At 69.7% G+C, this 15,649-nt stretch carries 11 protein-coding genes and 1 pseudogene; 4 read left to right on the forward strand and 8 right to left on the reverse strand.

Annotated elements, in window-relative coordinates; translation table 11 throughout:
- Nucleotide 1: 1 nt before the first annotated feature.
- Together OHA73_RS22020 and aspS are read right to left on the reverse strand one after the other, a co-directional pair.
- Nucleotides 2–940 (reverse strand): intradiol ring-cleavage dioxygenase, encoded by a 939-nt coding sequence (locus tag OHA73_RS22020; RefSeq protein ID WP_327655927.1) that lies wholly within the window; start codon nucleotides 938–940, stop codon nucleotides 2–4.
- A 162-nt stretch (nucleotides 941–1,102) separates the two neighbouring features.
- Entirely contained in the window at nucleotides 1,103–2,869 is a 1,767-nt protein-coding gene (gene aspS, locus OHA73_RS22025) for an aspartate--tRNA ligase (protein ID WP_266711821.1), read from the reverse strand.
- A gap of 301 nt (nucleotides 2,870–3,170) precedes the next feature.
- Here aspS and OHA73_RS22030 point away from each other — a divergent pair.
- A pseudogene (locus tag OHA73_RS22030) lies at nucleotides 3,171–5,288 on the forward strand (ATP-binding SpoIIE family protein phosphatase); the annotation flags it as partial.
- Here the strand turns inward: OHA73_RS22030 and OHA73_RS22035 are convergent.
- The 3 genes from OHA73_RS22035 to OHA73_RS22045 form a co-directional block, all read right to left on the reverse strand.
- Complete coding sequence (locus OHA73_RS22035; RefSeq protein WP_327655928.1) at nucleotides 5,261–6,457, reverse strand: AI-2E family transporter; 1,197 nt, start codon at nucleotides 6,455–6,457, stop codon at nucleotides 5,261–5,263. The pseudogene OHA73_RS22030 and the gene OHA73_RS22035 sit on opposite strands and share 28 nt — an antisense overlap.
- Before the next feature lie 94 nt (nucleotides 6,458–6,551).
- Entirely contained in the window at nucleotides 6,552–7,517 is a 966-nt protein-coding gene (locus OHA73_RS22040) for a pirin family protein (RefSeq protein WP_327655929.1), read from the reverse strand.
- 177 nt (nucleotides 7,518–7,694) lie between these two features.
- Nucleotides 7,695–8,153 (reverse strand): SseB family protein, encoded by a 459-nt coding sequence (locus tag OHA73_RS22045; RefSeq protein WP_266711827.1) that lies wholly within the window; start codon nucleotides 8,151–8,153, stop codon nucleotides 7,695–7,697.
- A gap of 196 nt (nucleotides 8,154–8,349) precedes the next feature.
- Between OHA73_RS22045 and OHA73_RS22050 the strand changes: the two genes are divergently transcribed.
- From OHA73_RS22050 to OHA73_RS22060, 3 genes are all read left to right on the forward strand, one after another.
- Complete coding sequence (locus OHA73_RS22050) at nucleotides 8,350–10,188, forward strand: acyl-CoA dehydrogenase (protein WP_266711829.1); 1,839 nt, start codon at nucleotides 8,350–8,352, stop codon at nucleotides 10,186–10,188.
- A 202-nt stretch (nucleotides 10,189–10,390) separates the two neighbouring features.
- Nucleotides 10,391–11,689, forward strand: coding sequence for a M18 family aminopeptidase (locus tag OHA73_RS22055; protein WP_327655930.1), 1,299 nt, complete (start codon nucleotides 10,391–10,393; stop codon nucleotides 11,687–11,689).
- Between the two features lie 97 nt (nucleotides 11,690–11,786).
- On the forward strand, nucleotides 11,787–12,011 hold the full coding sequence (locus OHA73_RS22060; protein ID WP_267069916.1) for a DUF6458 family protein: 225 nt from the start codon (nucleotides 11,787–11,789) through the stop codon (nucleotides 12,009–12,011).
- 4 nt (nucleotides 12,012–12,015) lie between these two features.
- Here the strand turns inward: OHA73_RS22060 and OHA73_RS22065 are convergent, their stop codons facing one another.
- The 3 genes from OHA73_RS22065 to OHA73_RS22075 form a co-directional block, all read right to left on the reverse strand.
- Nucleotides 12,016–13,833: an NHL domain-containing thioredoxin family protein gene (locus tag OHA73_RS22065; protein ID WP_327655931.1), complete on the reverse strand. Its 1,818-nt coding sequence runs from the start codon at nucleotides 13,831–13,833 to the stop codon at nucleotides 12,016–12,018.
- A gap of 29 nt (nucleotides 13,834–13,862) precedes the next feature.
- On the reverse strand, nucleotides 13,863–15,122 hold the full coding sequence (locus tag OHA73_RS22070) for a recombinase family protein (RefSeq protein WP_266711837.1): 1,260 nt from the start codon (nucleotides 15,120–15,122) through the stop codon (nucleotides 13,863–13,865).
- Between the two features lie 66 nt (nucleotides 15,123–15,188).
- On the reverse strand, nucleotides 15,189–15,605 hold the full coding sequence (locus OHA73_RS22075; protein ID WP_327655932.1) for a cupin domain-containing protein: 417 nt from the start codon (nucleotides 15,603–15,605) through the stop codon (nucleotides 15,189–15,191).
- Nucleotides 15,606–15,649: the final 44 nt, after the last annotated feature.

A 15,649-nucleotide genomic window follows, 5' to 3' on the forward strand; every position in this document is an offset into this window, starting at 1 on the left:
CTCAGGAGGACTGGGAAGCGGCGGGCGACGGCATCGTGTCCGTCGAGTCGTGTGTCTCGTCCGGCGCCACCCCCATCGTCAGCGACGCCACGACGCCCTTGTCGATGTGCTTCTTGAGGTACTTGAGGTGCAGCAGGCCGCCCTCGGTGCCGTTGTCCGGGTAGATCGTGTCCTCGTCGAGCGTCGTACGGGTCGTGGTGTTCGTCGAGTACGGCGTGACCTCGGCCGAGGCGAGGACGGACGCCTCGGAGAAGAAGAGCTGGCCGGTGTGGCAGGTGTGGCCGCCCTCGTAGCCCGCGTCGGTCCACTCGCCGTCGACGTGCACCTTGACGTGGATGTGCACGCAGCGGCCCTGGTACCAGCCCGGGAAGACCGTCTTGAACGCGACGCGGCCGTGTTTGTCGGTCTTCCATGTGCCGCGCAGATAGCGCTCGTCGTCGGTGGGTTCCTGGTGCCCGCCACCGCCGCCACCGGGGCCGCCCGTCGGGGGCTCACCTGTCGGCGTGCCCGTGGGCATGTCCGTGGGGGCGCCCGTGGGAGGCGTGCCGCCGCCGGAGCTCATGTCCTCGTAGCCGGAGTAGATGCCGACGGCATTGCAGTGCCAGATGTCGACGGCGGCGTTCTTCAGCGGCTTGCAGGTCTCCGCGTCGATCACCTTGAGGCTCAGCAGGAGCGGGATGCCCTCCTGGTCCTCGGTGATGTCACGGCGGAGCTTGTCGGCGTCGATGTAGTACGGGCCCTCGGTGGTCTCCGTGGTGAGCTGGTAGCAGGCCTCCGTGTCCGACGCCGTTTCGTCGGCGAACGCTCCGCCCTCCGTGAGGGTGCCGGCGATGCCCACGGCCGCGACGGCCGCACCACCCGCCAGGATGGCCCTACGGCGGGTCAACTCTCGTCTGTGTGACGCTACTTGGGTCTCAGGTTGCTCAGTCGGCTCGGTCATGGGCGTGGACGCTAGGGGCCGAAGCTGTCAGGGACATGGGTGCCGACTGTGAATCAGGACTGCGCATCAGGACTGCGCATCACCCGGAAACGCCAGGGCCCCCGCTCCGGTGTGCGGAGCGGGGGCCCTGACGTGAACTGCCGTACGGAGCCGGTGACTTGGTTACTTCTTCTCGACCGGCTTGCGCAGCTGGATGTTGAGCTCGCGCAGGCGCGACTCGTCCAGCTCGGTGGGCGCGCCCATCATCAGGTCCTGCGCGTTGCCGTTCAGCGGGAAGGAGATGGTCTCCCGGATGTTCGGCTCGTCGGCGAGGAGCATGACGATGCGGTCGACGCCCGGGGCGATCCCGCCGTGCGGCGGGGCGCCGAAGCGGAACGCGCGGAGCATGCCCGCGAACTCGGCCTCCACGGTCTCGGCGTCGTAGCCCGCGATCTCGAACGCCTTGATCATGATGTCGGGCTCGTGGTTACGGATGGCGCCGGAGGACAGCTCGATGCCGTTGCAGACGATGTCGTACTGCCAGGCCAGGATGTCCAGCGGGTCCTTCTCCTCCAGGTCCTGCATACCGCCCTGCGGCATGGAGAACGGGTTGTGGGAGAAGTCGATCTTGCCGGTCTCCTCGTCCTTCTCGTACATCGGGAAGTCGACGATCCAGCAGAAGCGGAACACGCCCTCCTCGAAGTGGCCGGCGCGCTTGGCGGCCTCGACGCGGACGGCGCTCATGATCTTCGAGACCTCGTCGAACTCGCCCGCGCCGAAGAACACTGCGTGGCCGGCCTTGAGGCCGAGGCGCTCGGTGAGGACCTTGACGTTCTCCTCGGTGAGGAACTTGGCGATCGGACCGGCGAACGTGCCGTCCTCGCCGACGCGGATCCAGGCGAGGCCCTTCGCGCCCTGCTCGACCGCGTAGTCACCGAGGCCGTCGAAGAACTTGCGGGACTGCGACGCGGTGTCCGGGACGGGCAGCGCACGGACGTGCTTGCCGGCGAACGCCTTGAACTCCGAGCCCTCGAACACGTCGGTGATGTCGACGAGTTCGAGCTTGGCGCGCAGGTCCGGCTTGTCGTTGCCGTACTTCAGCATCGACTCGCGGAACGGGATGCGCGGGAACGGGGACGTGACCTCGCGGCCGCCGCCGAACTCCGTGAAGATCTCCGTCATGAGCTTCTCGATGGGGCGGAAGACGTCTTCCTGCTCCACGAAGCTCATCTCGATGTCGAGCTGGTAGAACTCGCCCGGCGAGCGGTCCGCGCGCGCGTCCTCGTCGCGGAAGCACGGCGCGATCTGGAAGTAGCGGTCGAAGCCCGAGATCATCAGCAGCTGCTTGAACTGCTGCGGCGCCTGGGGGAGGGCGTAGAACTTGCCCGGGTTCAGGCGGGACGGGACGACGAAGTCGCGGGCGCCCTCGGGGGAGGTCGCGGCGAGGATCGGCGTCGCCATCTCGTTGAAGCCGAGGTTGACCATCTTCGAGCGGATCGAGGCGATGACCTCGCTGCGCAGCATGATGTTGCGGTGCATGCGCTCGCGGCGCAGGTCCAGGAAGCGGTACTCCAGGCGGCGCTCCTCGCCCACCCCGTCGTCCTGGTTGATCTGGAACGGCAGCTGCTGCGCCGCGCCGAGCACCTCGACCGTGGAGGCCTCGATCTCGACCTCGCCGGTGGGCAGCTCCGGGTTGACGTTGTCCGCGCCGCGGGAGACGACCTTGCCGTCGATACGGACGACGGTCTCCTTGGTCAGCTTGTCGAGAACCTCGGCGGCCTCGGTGCCGGGACGGGCGACGAGCTGCGTGATGCCGTAGTGGTCGCGCAGATCGATGAAGAGGATGCCGCCCAGGTCTCGGCGATTGTGCAGCCAGCCGCTCAGCCGGACGTCGGAGCCGACGTCAGAGGCGCGGAGCTCGCCGCAGGTGTGGGACCTGTACCGATGCATCGTCGTTCATCCAGCCTTTGCGCTTGGGGTTCCCGGGAGACAACCGGGATCCCCCCAAGCCTACCGGCCCCGCCTTGGGCCCTCCGCCTCCGCCGCCTTGGGCAATCTGCCGCCAAGGGCGGCAGGGTGGGCAAGGCGGCACCCCGGCGCGGGCAGCGCCTCCGGTCGGCCCCCACCCCGTCGCGGCCCGCCGTCAGCCCCGCCGCAGCCGCACCGCAGCCCCGTCCCACCGCAACACCCCCACCCGCCCCGGCGAAGCCTCTGGTGGCCGTAATCGATCACCTCTTCCTAGAGTGGGGCAATGCGCACCGGTGACCTCCCTCCCGTGGAGGACGTCCTCGCCGCTCTGGCCACCGGGCTGTGGCGATGGGACAACCGGGCCGGGCTCGTCACCTTCGACGCCGAGGCCGCCCGGCTCGTCGGCCTGCCCACCGCCGCCCCTGGCGAGCCGGTCACCTTGACGGAGTCCGCGGCCCGCGCCCGTTTCCACCCGGTCGACTGGAACGAGATAGACGGGATCGTGCAGCTCGCCGTCGCCGAGGGCACCCTCGCCGAGGCCCGGCTGCGCGTCATGGACGACCAGGGCCGGGTGCTGCGCACCGTACGCAGCCGCTCCAAGCCGGTCGCGCACGGCGACTCCCCGGACTCGTACGAGCTGATCGGCACGATCCAGGAAGTGACCGAGCCGCCGCCCGGGGCCGCCTCCCGCACCCCCGTGACCGGCGACTGGCGGCGCTCGCGCGAGGCCTTCCTGCTGGACGCGGGGCGGGCGCTCGCGGAGGCCGGGTCCACGGAGGAGGTGCTGCGGGTCGCCGCCGGGCTCTCCATGCCGGGGTTCTCGCCGGACGGCCTCGCGGTGTTCGGCGTCGCGGGCGACCGGCTCACCGTCATCGGGCACCACGGCCAGGAGGACGGCGACGAGTCCCCGTTCACCGACATGGACCTGGCCACGGACTACCCGGGCGCCGAGGTCGTCCGCACCGGGCGCGCGGTCTACCTGTCGTCGCCGGACGAGTACCGCGCCCGCTATCCGGCCGCCTGGCCGCTGGCCGCCCGCTTCGAGCGCAAGTCGTGGGCGTTCCTGCCGCTGATCGTCGCGGGCCGCACGCTCGGCGCGTGGATGGCGGGCTTCACCTACCCGGTGTCGTTCACGCCCGACGAGCGCTCGGTCCTCACCACGGTCGCGCGGATGCTGGCGCAGGCCCTCTCCAGGGCCGGGGTCGCCGAGTCGGAGCGGGAGCTGACCGACGGCCTGCAGAAGTCGATGCTGCCGACGCTCGGCCCGGAGATCCCGGGGATGAGCGTCGCCGCCCGCTATGTGCCGACCGGCGGCGGCCTCCAGGTCGGCGGCGACTGGTACGACATGATCCCGCTGCCGGGCGGTGGCATCGCCCTGGTCATCGGCGACGTACAGGGCCACGACGTGCGCGCGGCGGGCCTGATGGGGCAGCTCCGGGTCGCCCTGCGCGCGTACGCCTCCGAGGGGCACCGGCCCGACGCCGTGCTCTCCCGCGCCTCCCGCTTCCTGCACGGCATCGGCGACACCGACGAACCGGGGGCCGACCCGCGGTTCGCGACCTGTCTGTACGTCCAGGCCGACCCCGCAACCGGCGTCCTGGAGATCGCCCGCGCCGGGCACCCGGACCCCGCGATCCGGATGGCCGACGGCACCGTCCTCGTCCGCCCCACCGCGGGCGGCCTGCCGCTCGGCGTCGACCCCGACGCGGACTACCCGACGACCCGTCTCGTCCTCGAACCCGCAGAGACGCTGCTCATCTGCACGGACGGCCTGATCGAGACGGGCGGGCACGACCTGGACACCGGCTGGTCGCGGATCCGCGCGGCCCTGGAGGCCGGCCCCGACGAGCGCCTGGAAGAGCTGGCCGACGCCCTGGTGCAGGCGGTGCACGGCCCCTCCTCGCACCACACCACGGGGCCGCTCGCGGACCGCCGCGAGGACGACATCGCGCTGTTGCTGCTGCGCCGCACCACCCAGTCGGCCGGTGCCACCGTGGCCCGGCGCACCGCGATGACCATCGCCCAGGCCGAGCCCGAGCGGATCGCGGCCGCCCGCCAGCAGCTGCGGGAGCTGCTGCACGACTGGGCCGACACGGATCAGATGGACTCGGCGGTGCTGCTCGTCTCCGAGATGGTCACCAACGTCCTGGTGCACACCGACGGCGACGCGCTCCTGGTCGCCGAGATGACCCGGCACGGCGCCGAACCGCGCCGGCTGCGCGTGGAGGTCGCGGACGCCTCCGACGACCTGCCGCACAAGCGCCGCCCCGGTGAACTGGCGTCATCGGGGCGGGGTCTGGTGCTCATGGAGCTGCTGGCCGACCGGTGGGGCGTGGACCCGCGGGGCGAGGGCAAGAGCATCTGGTTCGAGCTCTACGAACCCTCGGAGGCCCCGGCGGACCCGGCAGCACCGGAGGCCCCGGAGGCCTCGGTGGATCCGGTGGACCCGGTGGACCCGGAGGACCCGGTGGACCCGGAGGGCCCGTCACCCGTTTCACGTGAAACAGAAGGTGGTCCTTCGCCCATGTCATCGGGCGCGTAACGCCTCCTCAGCTCCCCGAGGACGCCGAACGCGGCGGCCACCAGCGGCACCGCGAGCAGCATCCCGAGAATGCCCGCGACCGCCGCGCCCGCCGTGATCGCCAGCATCACCATCGCCGGGTGCATCTGCACGGTGCGCGACTGGATCATCGGCTGCAGGATGTGCCCCTCCAGCTGCTGCACGGCGAGGATCACCCCGAGCGTCCACAGGGCGATGATCAGCCCCCGGTCGGCGAGCGCGACGAGCACGGCGACGGCCCCGGACAGGGTCGCGCCGAGGTAGGGGATGTACGCGCCGACGAAGACCAGCGCGCCCAGGCCCACTGCACCCGGCACCTGAAGGATCAGCAGTCCGACGGTGATGCAGATGCCGTCGATGAGCGCGATGAACGTGGTGCCGCGCATGAACCCCGAGATCGCCTCGAAGGCCCGCCGCCCCATGGCCTCCAGGACCTCGCCGTGGTGCGGGGCGATCGCGCGCGCGAGCCCTGCGGCCCGGTTGGAGTCCTTCAGGAAGAAGAAGGTGAGCAACAGCGCGAGCACGCTGGTGGCGAGCAGCGAGCCCAGCGCGGAGAGCCCGGCGATCACCCCGCCTGCCAGGTTGGAGCCCCACTTGCCGACCTGGTCCTTGGCCTTGTCGGCGACATCGCCGAGATCATCGGCGCCGGTGAGGCCGACGTGGTCCCTGAGCCAGTCCCCGGCCTGCCGCACCGAGTCGACGATCTGCTGCCCGGTGTCGATCAGCGCGGTGACCACGATGTAGCCGGCGCCGCCGACCACGGCGATGAGCGCGACGCAGGTGAGGATGGCGGCCAGCGCGCGCGGCAGCTTCAGCTTGGTGAGCCATTCGAAGACCGGGCCGAGGAGCGCGGTGCCTAGCAGCGCGAGCAGCACGGGCGTGACGGCCGAATGGAAGATGATGACCAGCGCGATCCCGACGCCCGCGACCGCGGTGACGAGCAGCATGACTGCGCACCAGGCGGCGAGGCGGCGGGCGGGGTCGGGGAGGAGTGGCTTACCGGTCTGCACCCCGCCAGACGATCATGCACGCGAACGCCCCGCCTCCCGGCCGGGTCCGGCCGAGTGACGGGGCGTCACATCACGCATCACCTCACGCGATGCCTTACGTGTGCGGCAGGCGCTCCTTGCTGGGGATGACGCCCAGGCGTCCGGCCTGGAAGTCGTCGAAGGCCTGCTGCAGTTCGGCCTTGTTGTTCATCACGAACGGGCCGTAGTGCGCCATGGGCTCACGGATCGGCTGCCCGCCCAGGATGACCACTTCGAGGTCGGGGGTGTTGCCGTCCTGGGCCTCGTCGGCGCGCACGGTCAGGGACGAGCCCGCGCCGAACACGGCGGTCTGTCCCGTGTGCACGGGACGCCGGTCGGCGCCGACGGAGCCGCGGCCCGCGAGCACGTACACGAGGCCGTTGTAGTCCTCGCGCCAGGGCAGCGTCGCCTCGGCGCCCGGGCGGACGGTGGCGTGCACCATCGTGATCGGGGTGTGCGTGATGCCGGGACCCTCGTTGCCGTCCAGCTCACCGGCGATGACGCGGAGCAGCGCGCCGCCGTCTTCGGTGGTGAGCAGCTTGACCTGGCCACCGCGGATGTCCTGGTAGCGCGGGTTCTGCATCTTGTCCTTGGCGGGCAGGTTGACCCACAGCTGGAGGCCGTGGAACAGACCGCCACTCATGACGAGCGACTCGGGCGGCGTCTCGATGTGCAGGAGGCCGCTGCCCGCCGTCATCCACTGGGTGTCGCCGTTGGTGATGGTGCCGCCACCGCCGTGCGAGTCCTGGTGGATGAAGGTGCCGTCGATGATGTACGTGACGGTCTCGAAGCCGCGGTGCGGGTGCCAGGGCGTGCCCTTGGGCTCACCGGCCTCGTACTCCACCTCACCCATCTGGTCCATCATGATGAACGGGTCGAGGTGCTTGTAGTTGATCCCGGCGAACGCGCGGCGCACCGGGAATCCCTCCCCTTCGAAACCGCTGGGCGCGGTCGTCACGGCGAGCACGGGGCGCGCCACGGCGTCCGCCGGCGCGGCCACACGGGGCAGGGTCAGCGGGTTCTCGACGGTCACAGCGGGCATGGCGGCCTCCTCAAGGTCTGATTTCAATTTAGTTGAACGGTGAACATCTAGCAAGTCGTGCGGTATTCCCGGCCGCGCCGGGGCCGGGTCCGGACACGCAAAAGACCCGGACGCGTGAGCGTCCGGGCCCGTAGGAAGTAGCGGGGGTGCGGTTATCCGTCTACGAAGTAATGGCGTCTAGCCATACATGCGGCGCATCGCGAAGTCGACCATCTCCTCGACCGCCTTCGCGTCGAAGACCATCCGGTGCTCGCCCTCCATGTCGAGGACGAAGCCGTATCCGGTGGGCAGCAGGTCGATCACCTCCGCACCGGTGATGACGAAGTACTTGGACTCCTTGCCCGCGTACCTGCGCAGCTCCTTGAGCGTGCTGAACATCGGGATCACCGGCTGCTGCGTGTTGTGCAGCGCGAGGAAGCCCGGGTTGTCACCACGCGGGCAGTAGACCTTCGACGAGGCGAAGATCTGCTGGAAGTCCTCGGCGGACATCGAGCCCGTGGTGAACGCGCGGACCGCGTCCGTGAGCGAGGGCGGCGACGGCTCCGGATACAGCGGCGGAGCCTGCTGCCCGTACCCGCCCTGCGGCGGCGCGTACTGCTGCTGCCCGGCGCCCGGGCTCTGGTCGTAGCCGTACATGAGGGAAAGACTACCGACGCCCGAGGGGGCGGCGGGACGAGAGCGCCAAGGCGCCTAGTTCGTCACAGATGCCCACTGGGGGTTGATTCTTATTACCCACGGGTAGCATTGTGTTGGTTACTAGTTGGTATGCGTACGAGGACGGTCCGGGCGACCCCGGACGACCCGCCTCCCCGATCTTTACGGAGCCGTCGCCATGGGGCATTACAAGTCGAATCTCCGCGACATCGAGTTCAACCTCTTCGAGGTACTCGACCGCGACAAGCTGTACGGCACCGGACCGTTCGCGGAGATGGACGTCGACACCGCCAAGAGCATCCTCGAAGAGGTCACCCGCCTCTCCGAGAACGACCTTGCGGAGTCCTTCGCGGACGCCGACCGCAACCCGCCGGTCTTCGACCCGGAGACCAACACGGCGCCGGTCCCGGCCTCCTTCAAAAAGTCCTACCAGGCCTTCATGGACGCCGAGTACTGGCGTCTCGGCCTGCCCGAGGAGATCGGCGGCACCACCGCCCCGCGCTCGCTCATCTGGGCCCACGCGGAGCTGATCCTCGGCGCCAACCCGGCGGTCTGGATGTACTCGTCCGGTCCCGCGTTCGCCGGCATCCTCTTCGAGGAGGGCAACGAGCAGCAGAAGAAGGCTGCCGAGATCGCCGTCGAGAAGCAGTGGGGCTCGACGATGGTGCTGACCGAGCCGGACGCCGGTTCGGACGTGGGCGCCGGCCGTGCGAAGGCCGTCGAGCAGGCGGACGGCTCCTGGCACATCGAGGGCGTGAAGCGGTTCATCACGTCCGGTGAGCACGACATGTCGGAGAACATCCTCCACTACGTCCTCGCCCGCCCCGAGGGCCACGGCCCCGGCACCAAGGGCCTCTCCCTCTTCCTCGTCCCGAAGTTCGAGTTCGACTGGGAGACCGGCGAGCTGGGCGAGCGCAACGGCGTCTACGCCACCAACGTCGAGCACAAGATGGGCCTCAAGGCCTCCAACACGTGCGAGATGACCTTCGGCGACCAGCACCCCGCCAAGGGCTGGCTGATCGGCGACAAGCACGAGGGCATCCGCCAGATGTTCCGCATCATCGAGTTCGCCCGCATGATGGTCGGCACGAAGGCGATCTCCACGCTGTCGACGGGCTACCTCAACGCCCTCGAGTACGCCAAGGAGCGCGTCCAGGGCTCCGACCTGGCCCGCAGCACGGACAAGACCGCGCCGAAGGTCACCATCACGCACCACCCGGACGTGCGCCGCGCCCTGATGACGCAGAAGGCGTACGCGGAGGGCATGCGCACGCTCGTCCTCTACACGGCCTCCGTGCAGGACGCGATCCAGGTCAAGGAGGCCGCGGGCGAGGACGCTTCGGCCGAGCACGCGCTCAACGACCTGCTCCTGCCGATCGTGAAGGGCTACGGCTCCGAGAAGGGCTACGAGCAGCTGGCCCAGTCGCTGCAGACGTTCGGCGGCTCCGGCTTCCTGCAGGAGTACCCGATCGAGCAGTACATCCGTGACTCGAAGATCGACACGCTCTACGAGGGCACGACCGCGATCCAGGGCCAGGACTTCTTCTTCCGGAAGATCGTCCGCAACCAGGGTGCCGCGCTGAACGCGCTCTCCGAGGAGATCAAGAAGTTCCTCGCCGTGGAGACCGGCGGCGAGGAGCTGACCGCGGCCCGCGAGACGCTCGCGAAGGCGGCGGGCGAGCTGGAGGCCATCGTCGGCCTCATGATCAACGACCTGGTCGCCACCGAGCAGGACGTGAAGTCGATCTACAAGGTCGGCCTCAACACGACCCGTCTGCTGATGGCCTCCGGCGACGTGGTCGTCGGCTACCTGCTCCTCAAGGGTGCGGCCGTCGCGGCGGAGAAGCTCGCGGCGGGTGCCTCCGCCAAGGACGTGCCGTTCTACCAGGGCAAGATCGCCGCGGCGAAGTTCTTCGCGGCGAACGTCCTGCCGGGCGTGACGGGCGCCCGCAAGCTCGCCCAGACCACGAGCGAGTCCGGCGTGGACATCATGGACCTGGACGAGTCGGCGTTCTGACGCTCCGCTGAACCGGTATGTGGCCAAGGCCCGTCGTCCCTTTCGCGGACGGCGGGCCTTGCCCATGGCCACAGAGCGTGCCGTCGTCGGCAGCCACGGCCACCCGTAGTTGCGCGCACAGTTCCCCGCGCCCCTTTCAGGGCCGCCGGAGGCAGGCCGATGGGGCCGCGCCCGACCAGAGGCACTGGCCTACCCTTGCCGCATGAACACCGCCTCCCGCCCCTTCGATCGCGGGCACACCGACGACCTGATGTCCTTCCTCGCGGCGAGCCCCACGCCGTACCACGCCGTGGCCAACGTGGCCGCACGCCTGGAGAAGGCGGGCTTCCAGCAGGTCGCCGAGACCGACGCCTGGGACGGCACCAGCGGAGGCAAGTTCGTCACCCGCGGCGGCGCCGTGATCGCCTGGTACGTGCCCGAGGGGGCCCGCGCCCACACGCCGTTCCGGATCGTCGGCGCGCACACCGACTCCCCGAACCTGCGCGTGAAGCCGCAGCCCGACATGGCGAGCAACGGCTGGCGGCAGGTCGCCGTGGAGATCTACGGCGGACCGCTGCTCAACTCCTGGCTCGACCGCGACCTCGGCCTCGCGGGCCGCGTCTCGCTGCGCGACGGCACCGAGCGCCTCGTGAACGTCGACCGCGCCCTGCTGCGCGTCCCGCAGCTCGCCGTGCACCTAGACCGCTCCGTCACGACGGACGGCCTGAAGCTCGACAAGCAGCGCCACATGCAGCCCATCTGGGGCCTCGGCGGCGACGTCCACGAGGGCGACCTCATGGCCTTCCTGGAGGACGAGAACGGGCTCGGCCGCGGCGACATCACCGGCTGGGACCTCATGACGTACGCGATCGAGGCCCCCTCCTACCTGGGCCGCGACAAGGAGCTCCTCGCGGGCCCCCGCATGGACAACCTGCTGTCCGTGCACGCCTGCACCGCCGCGCTCGCCGAGGTCGGCAAGCAGGAGGACCTCCCGTACATCCCCGTGTTCGCCGCGTTCGACCACGAGGAGAACGGCTCGCAGTCCGACACCGGCGCCGACGGCCCGCTGCTCGGGAACGTCCTGGAGCGTTCGGTGTTCGCGCGCGGAGGCTCGTACGAGGACAGGGCGCGCGCCTTCGCCGGCACGATCTGCCTCTCCTCCGACACCGGTCACGCCGTGCACCCCAACTACGGCGAGCGTCACGACCCCACGCACCACCCGCGCGCCAACGGCGGCCCGATCCTCAAGGTGAACGTCAACAACCGCTACGCGACGGACGGTTCGGGCCGGTCCGTGTTCGCGGCGGCGTGCGACAAGGCCGGCGTGCCGTTCCAGTCGTTCGTGTCCAACAACGCGATGCCGTGCGGCACCACGATCGGCCCGATCACCGCGGCCCGGCACGGCATCAAGACCGTCGACATCGGCGCGGCGATCCTCTCCATGCACAGCGTGCGCGAACTGTGCGGCGCCGACGACCCGTACCTGCTGGCGAACGCGCTGACGGCGTTCCTGGAGGGCTGAACGGGACCGCCCGCGCCAACAGCGGTGTGAGGACGAGGGGTTCGGGGGTACCCGGGCCCCTCAAGCATTTCCGTACACACAACAGGAGGCGGGCCTGATGAACCTTGGGGGTTCCATCGTCCTGATCGCCGTCGGCGCGATCCTCGCGTTCGCGACCGACTGGCACATGGAGAGCGTCAACCTCGACCTGGTCGGATGGATCCTGATGATCGTCGGCCTGATCGGGGTCTTCGTGTTCCGCAGCATCGGCAAACGCCGGGGCCTGGTCCCGCCGGCCAACCACACGACCGTGATCGAGGACGAACGGGACCGTCACATCTAGCGCCCTAGGCGCCTTGGGCGTCCCGGTCGTCCATGCCGGCCAGCACCAGCGGCAGCCGCTCCGCCCCGCCCACGTCCACCACCACGACGGGTACGCCCCAGTCCTGCTGGTGGACGTGGCAGGCGGGGTACTCGTTCTCCGGGTCGTCGTCACAGGACGCCGCCATCGCCGATACGTGCAGCACGCCCTCGGTGACGGCGGGGTTCAGCGTCAGCCCGCGGGCCAGATCCGTGCCCGCGCCTGCCCCCGCCGCCAGCAGCTCGGGCGGCGTCGACGAGACGAGCAGCCGGGTGGAGGGACCGTACCGGGTGTCGAGCTTCTGCCCGGCCGGCGCCTGGAAGACGACGTCCAACTGAAGTGTCCCGCCCGCGACTTCGGTCGCCGCGCGCTGCGTGCGATGCGCGACGGACTCGACGCGCACGGCCTCCTCGGGGAGGCGCAGCCGGGTCAGCCGGTGCCGCGCGGACTCGACGACGACCACGTCCCCGTCGACGACGAGCGCGTCGCTCGGTTCCCTCAAGTCCGTTGCCAGCGTGGTGACTTGACCCGTCGCCGGGTCGTAGCGCCGCAGGGCGTGGTTGTACGTGTCCGAGACCGCGACCGAGCCGTCGGGCAGCGCGGTGACGCCCAACGGGTGCTGGAGCAGGGCCTGTTCGGCGTCACCGTCGCGGTGCCCGAAGTCGAAGAGCCCGGTGCCGACGGCGGTGTGCACGGCGCCGTCCCCGTCCACGTACCGCAACGCGCTGGTCTCGGAGTCGGCGACCCACAGCCGCGTCCCGTCCGGGGAGACGGCGAGGCCGGAGGGCTGGGCGAACCAGGCCTCGTCGCCGGGACCGTCCACCAGCCCTTCGTTCGTGGTCCCGGCCGCAACCGCGACCGTCCGCGTCTCGGGGTCGTACGTCCACAGCTGGTGCACGCCCGCCATGGCGATCCACACCTTGCCCCCGAAGACGGCGACGTCCCAGGGGGAGGAGAGGTCGACGTCCAGGGCCGGGCCGCTGGTCGGGGAGCCCTGCCACCACTGCTTTCCGGTGCCGGCGAGGGTCGTGACGGAGCCGGTCCCGAGGTCCAGGGCGCGCAGCGCGTGGTTCACGGTGTCGGCGACGACGACGGTGTTCTCATCGAGAAGGGCAAGCCCCTGCGGCTCGTTGAAGGAGTCGGCCCCGAAGCCGCGCTCCCCGCTGCCGAGCCGCCTGACGACGCTCTCCCCGTCGCCCTCCAGCTCCACCAGCTGATGCCGCGTCGTGTCGCTGACCAGGAAGTTCCCCGAGGGGAGCGCGATCGCCTTGCCGGGGAAGCGCAGGTCGGTCGCGACCGGTTCGGGCGCCACGTACGGCCCCTCGCCACGCCGCAGCGTGCCCTTCGCCGCGTGCTCCGCCTCCAACTCCTCGACCAGCGTCCCGATCGCGTGCGCGTGCCCCTCACCGGCGTGCTGCGCGACGACATACCCCTCGGGGTCGATCACGACGAGCGTGGGCCAGGCGCGGACCGCGTACTGCTTCCAGGTGGCGAGCTCCGGGTCGTCGAGGACCGGGTGCTCGACTCCGTACCGCTCGACGGCGTCGACGACCGCCGCGTGCTCGGCCTCGTGCACGAACTTCGGCGAGTGCACCCCGATGATCACGACGGTGTCGCGGTGCTTCCCCTCCAGCTCACGCAGCTCGTCGAGGACGTGCAGGCAATTCACACAACAAAATGTCCAGAAATCAACAATTACGATGCGGCCCCGCAGGTCCGCCAGGCCACTCAGCTTGCCGTCAGTGTTGATCCATCCACCCTTGCCCACCAGCTCAGGGGCCCGGACACGTGCGCGCTTCGACATGTCTCAAGACAACCACGGCACCCTGTGTCTCATTCCGCGCCGCACTTCTCGGCCCATTCGATGCGAAGCCTCTTTGCGGGGTCGAACCGTCGACCGCGGCCGTCCGCCTTCGTCACCCAGATCCGGTCGACCTCCGTGCTGAGCAGACTCCTGCGCCCTGGCACATCGATGCGATCCCACTGATTGACGATCGCCTTCGGTGCCCGGCCGAGAAACGCATCGACAACAGCCCTCTCGACCGGCGTCGCCATGGCGCGCGCCCCTGGGCACACATGGCCGAGACGCACGCCGTGACACACGTAGGAATGGCCGCTCATGCTCATCCGTGTACCGCACCCTTCGACGGCGCAGTACAGCAGCCCGGTCAGCAGATGGGCCGGTTCCCGGACCGGGAATTTCACCCCGTCCGCCCTTGTACGCGTCCTCGACGCGAAAGCAGCCACGATCACGTCCTGCTCTTGCACGGTGACGATGCCTTCCCCCACGTTCACCGGAGCCCCGGTCTCCGCATCGCGGTACGGCCTCACCACAGACGTGTACTTGAGGCGGCTTCTGGCCTCGTCCCAGACCATCTGGGTCTGAGGCAACAGCCCTGCGAACGCAGGAGCCCTCAGTAACTGGGACAGGGTCCCAACCTGCCACAGGCCGCCTCTCGGAGCAGGCACGCCGTGCTCGTTGAGCATCCTCGCGATCCGCACCAATGGCGTGCCGGACAGGGCTTCGTCGGCGATCAGCCGCGCATACACGGATGTCTCGGAATCCGGTGCGAGTCGCCCCGTCTCCGAGTCGATGCGCAGTCCGTAGGGAGGCTGTCCCCCGATCCAGCGTCCCTGGCGGCGGAGAAACTGCTTGGCGTGCTGGATGCGCTGCCCTTGCGTCTCCGCTTCCTGACGCGCCCACTCCGACAAGGAGGAGATGGCCAGCCGAGCGCCCGGCGAAGTCGAGTCGAGACCGTCCATCACCGAGATCAGGCGCCCTCCGACCTGATCAAACTCGTCCAGCAGTGGGCCGATCTCGCTGATTCCCTTGCGACTGAGCCTGTCCAGCTTCCAGACGATCAGTGTGCGAACGGCCCCCGAGACGACCCCTGCTCTCGCCTTGTCGAAGCCTTCACGTACAACGTCCTTGTACCCGGACCTTCCTCTGTCGACGTGAACCATCCGGACCGCGAGCCCTTGATCGGCGGCCCAACGGCGGCAATCCATCTCTTGCCGCTCAATCGCGGTCTTGCCGTCCCGGTCGAGCGAGAGTCTCAAGTACAGATCCGCTTGGTTGTCACCCTGCCGCATGTCCCCTCCCAGAGTTGCTTACTCTATGAACGAACAGCACGGTCAAGGGTCACCAACTCAGGCCGTTCAGCGCCCAGTCACCCCCAAGTTGTGTCCCGTCGTCGAGTCGACGTGGTCCGGTACGGGGTCGTGGGCGTCGCCCGTCGTGGGGGTGCCGGTGGGTTCCAGGAGGAGGATCGCGGTGCCGGGGGCCGCGTGCGGCTTGTGCCAGGTGCCGCGGGGGACGGTGAAGACCGAGCCGCGGGGGAGGACCACGGCCCGCTCCCCGTCCTTCTCGCGAAGGCCGATGGTGAGCTCGCCCTCGACGACCAGGAAGAACTCGTCCGTGTCCTCGTGGACGTGCCAGACGTGCTCGCCCTCGGCCTTCGCGAGGCGGACGTCGTAGTCGTTGACCGACGTGACGATGCGGGGGCTCCAGGTCTCGTCGAAGGTGGTCAGGGCCTGGGTGAGGGATACGGGTGCGGATGCGGATGCGGATTCCATGCGGTCATCCTGGGCCTGCCGCCGCGGGCGTACGAGTGCTAGAA

The sequence above is a fragment of the Streptomyces sp. NBC_00483 genome (assembly GCF_036013745.1).
Classification (GTDB): domain Bacteria; phylum Actinomycetota; class Actinomycetes; order Streptomycetales; family Streptomycetaceae; genus Streptomyces.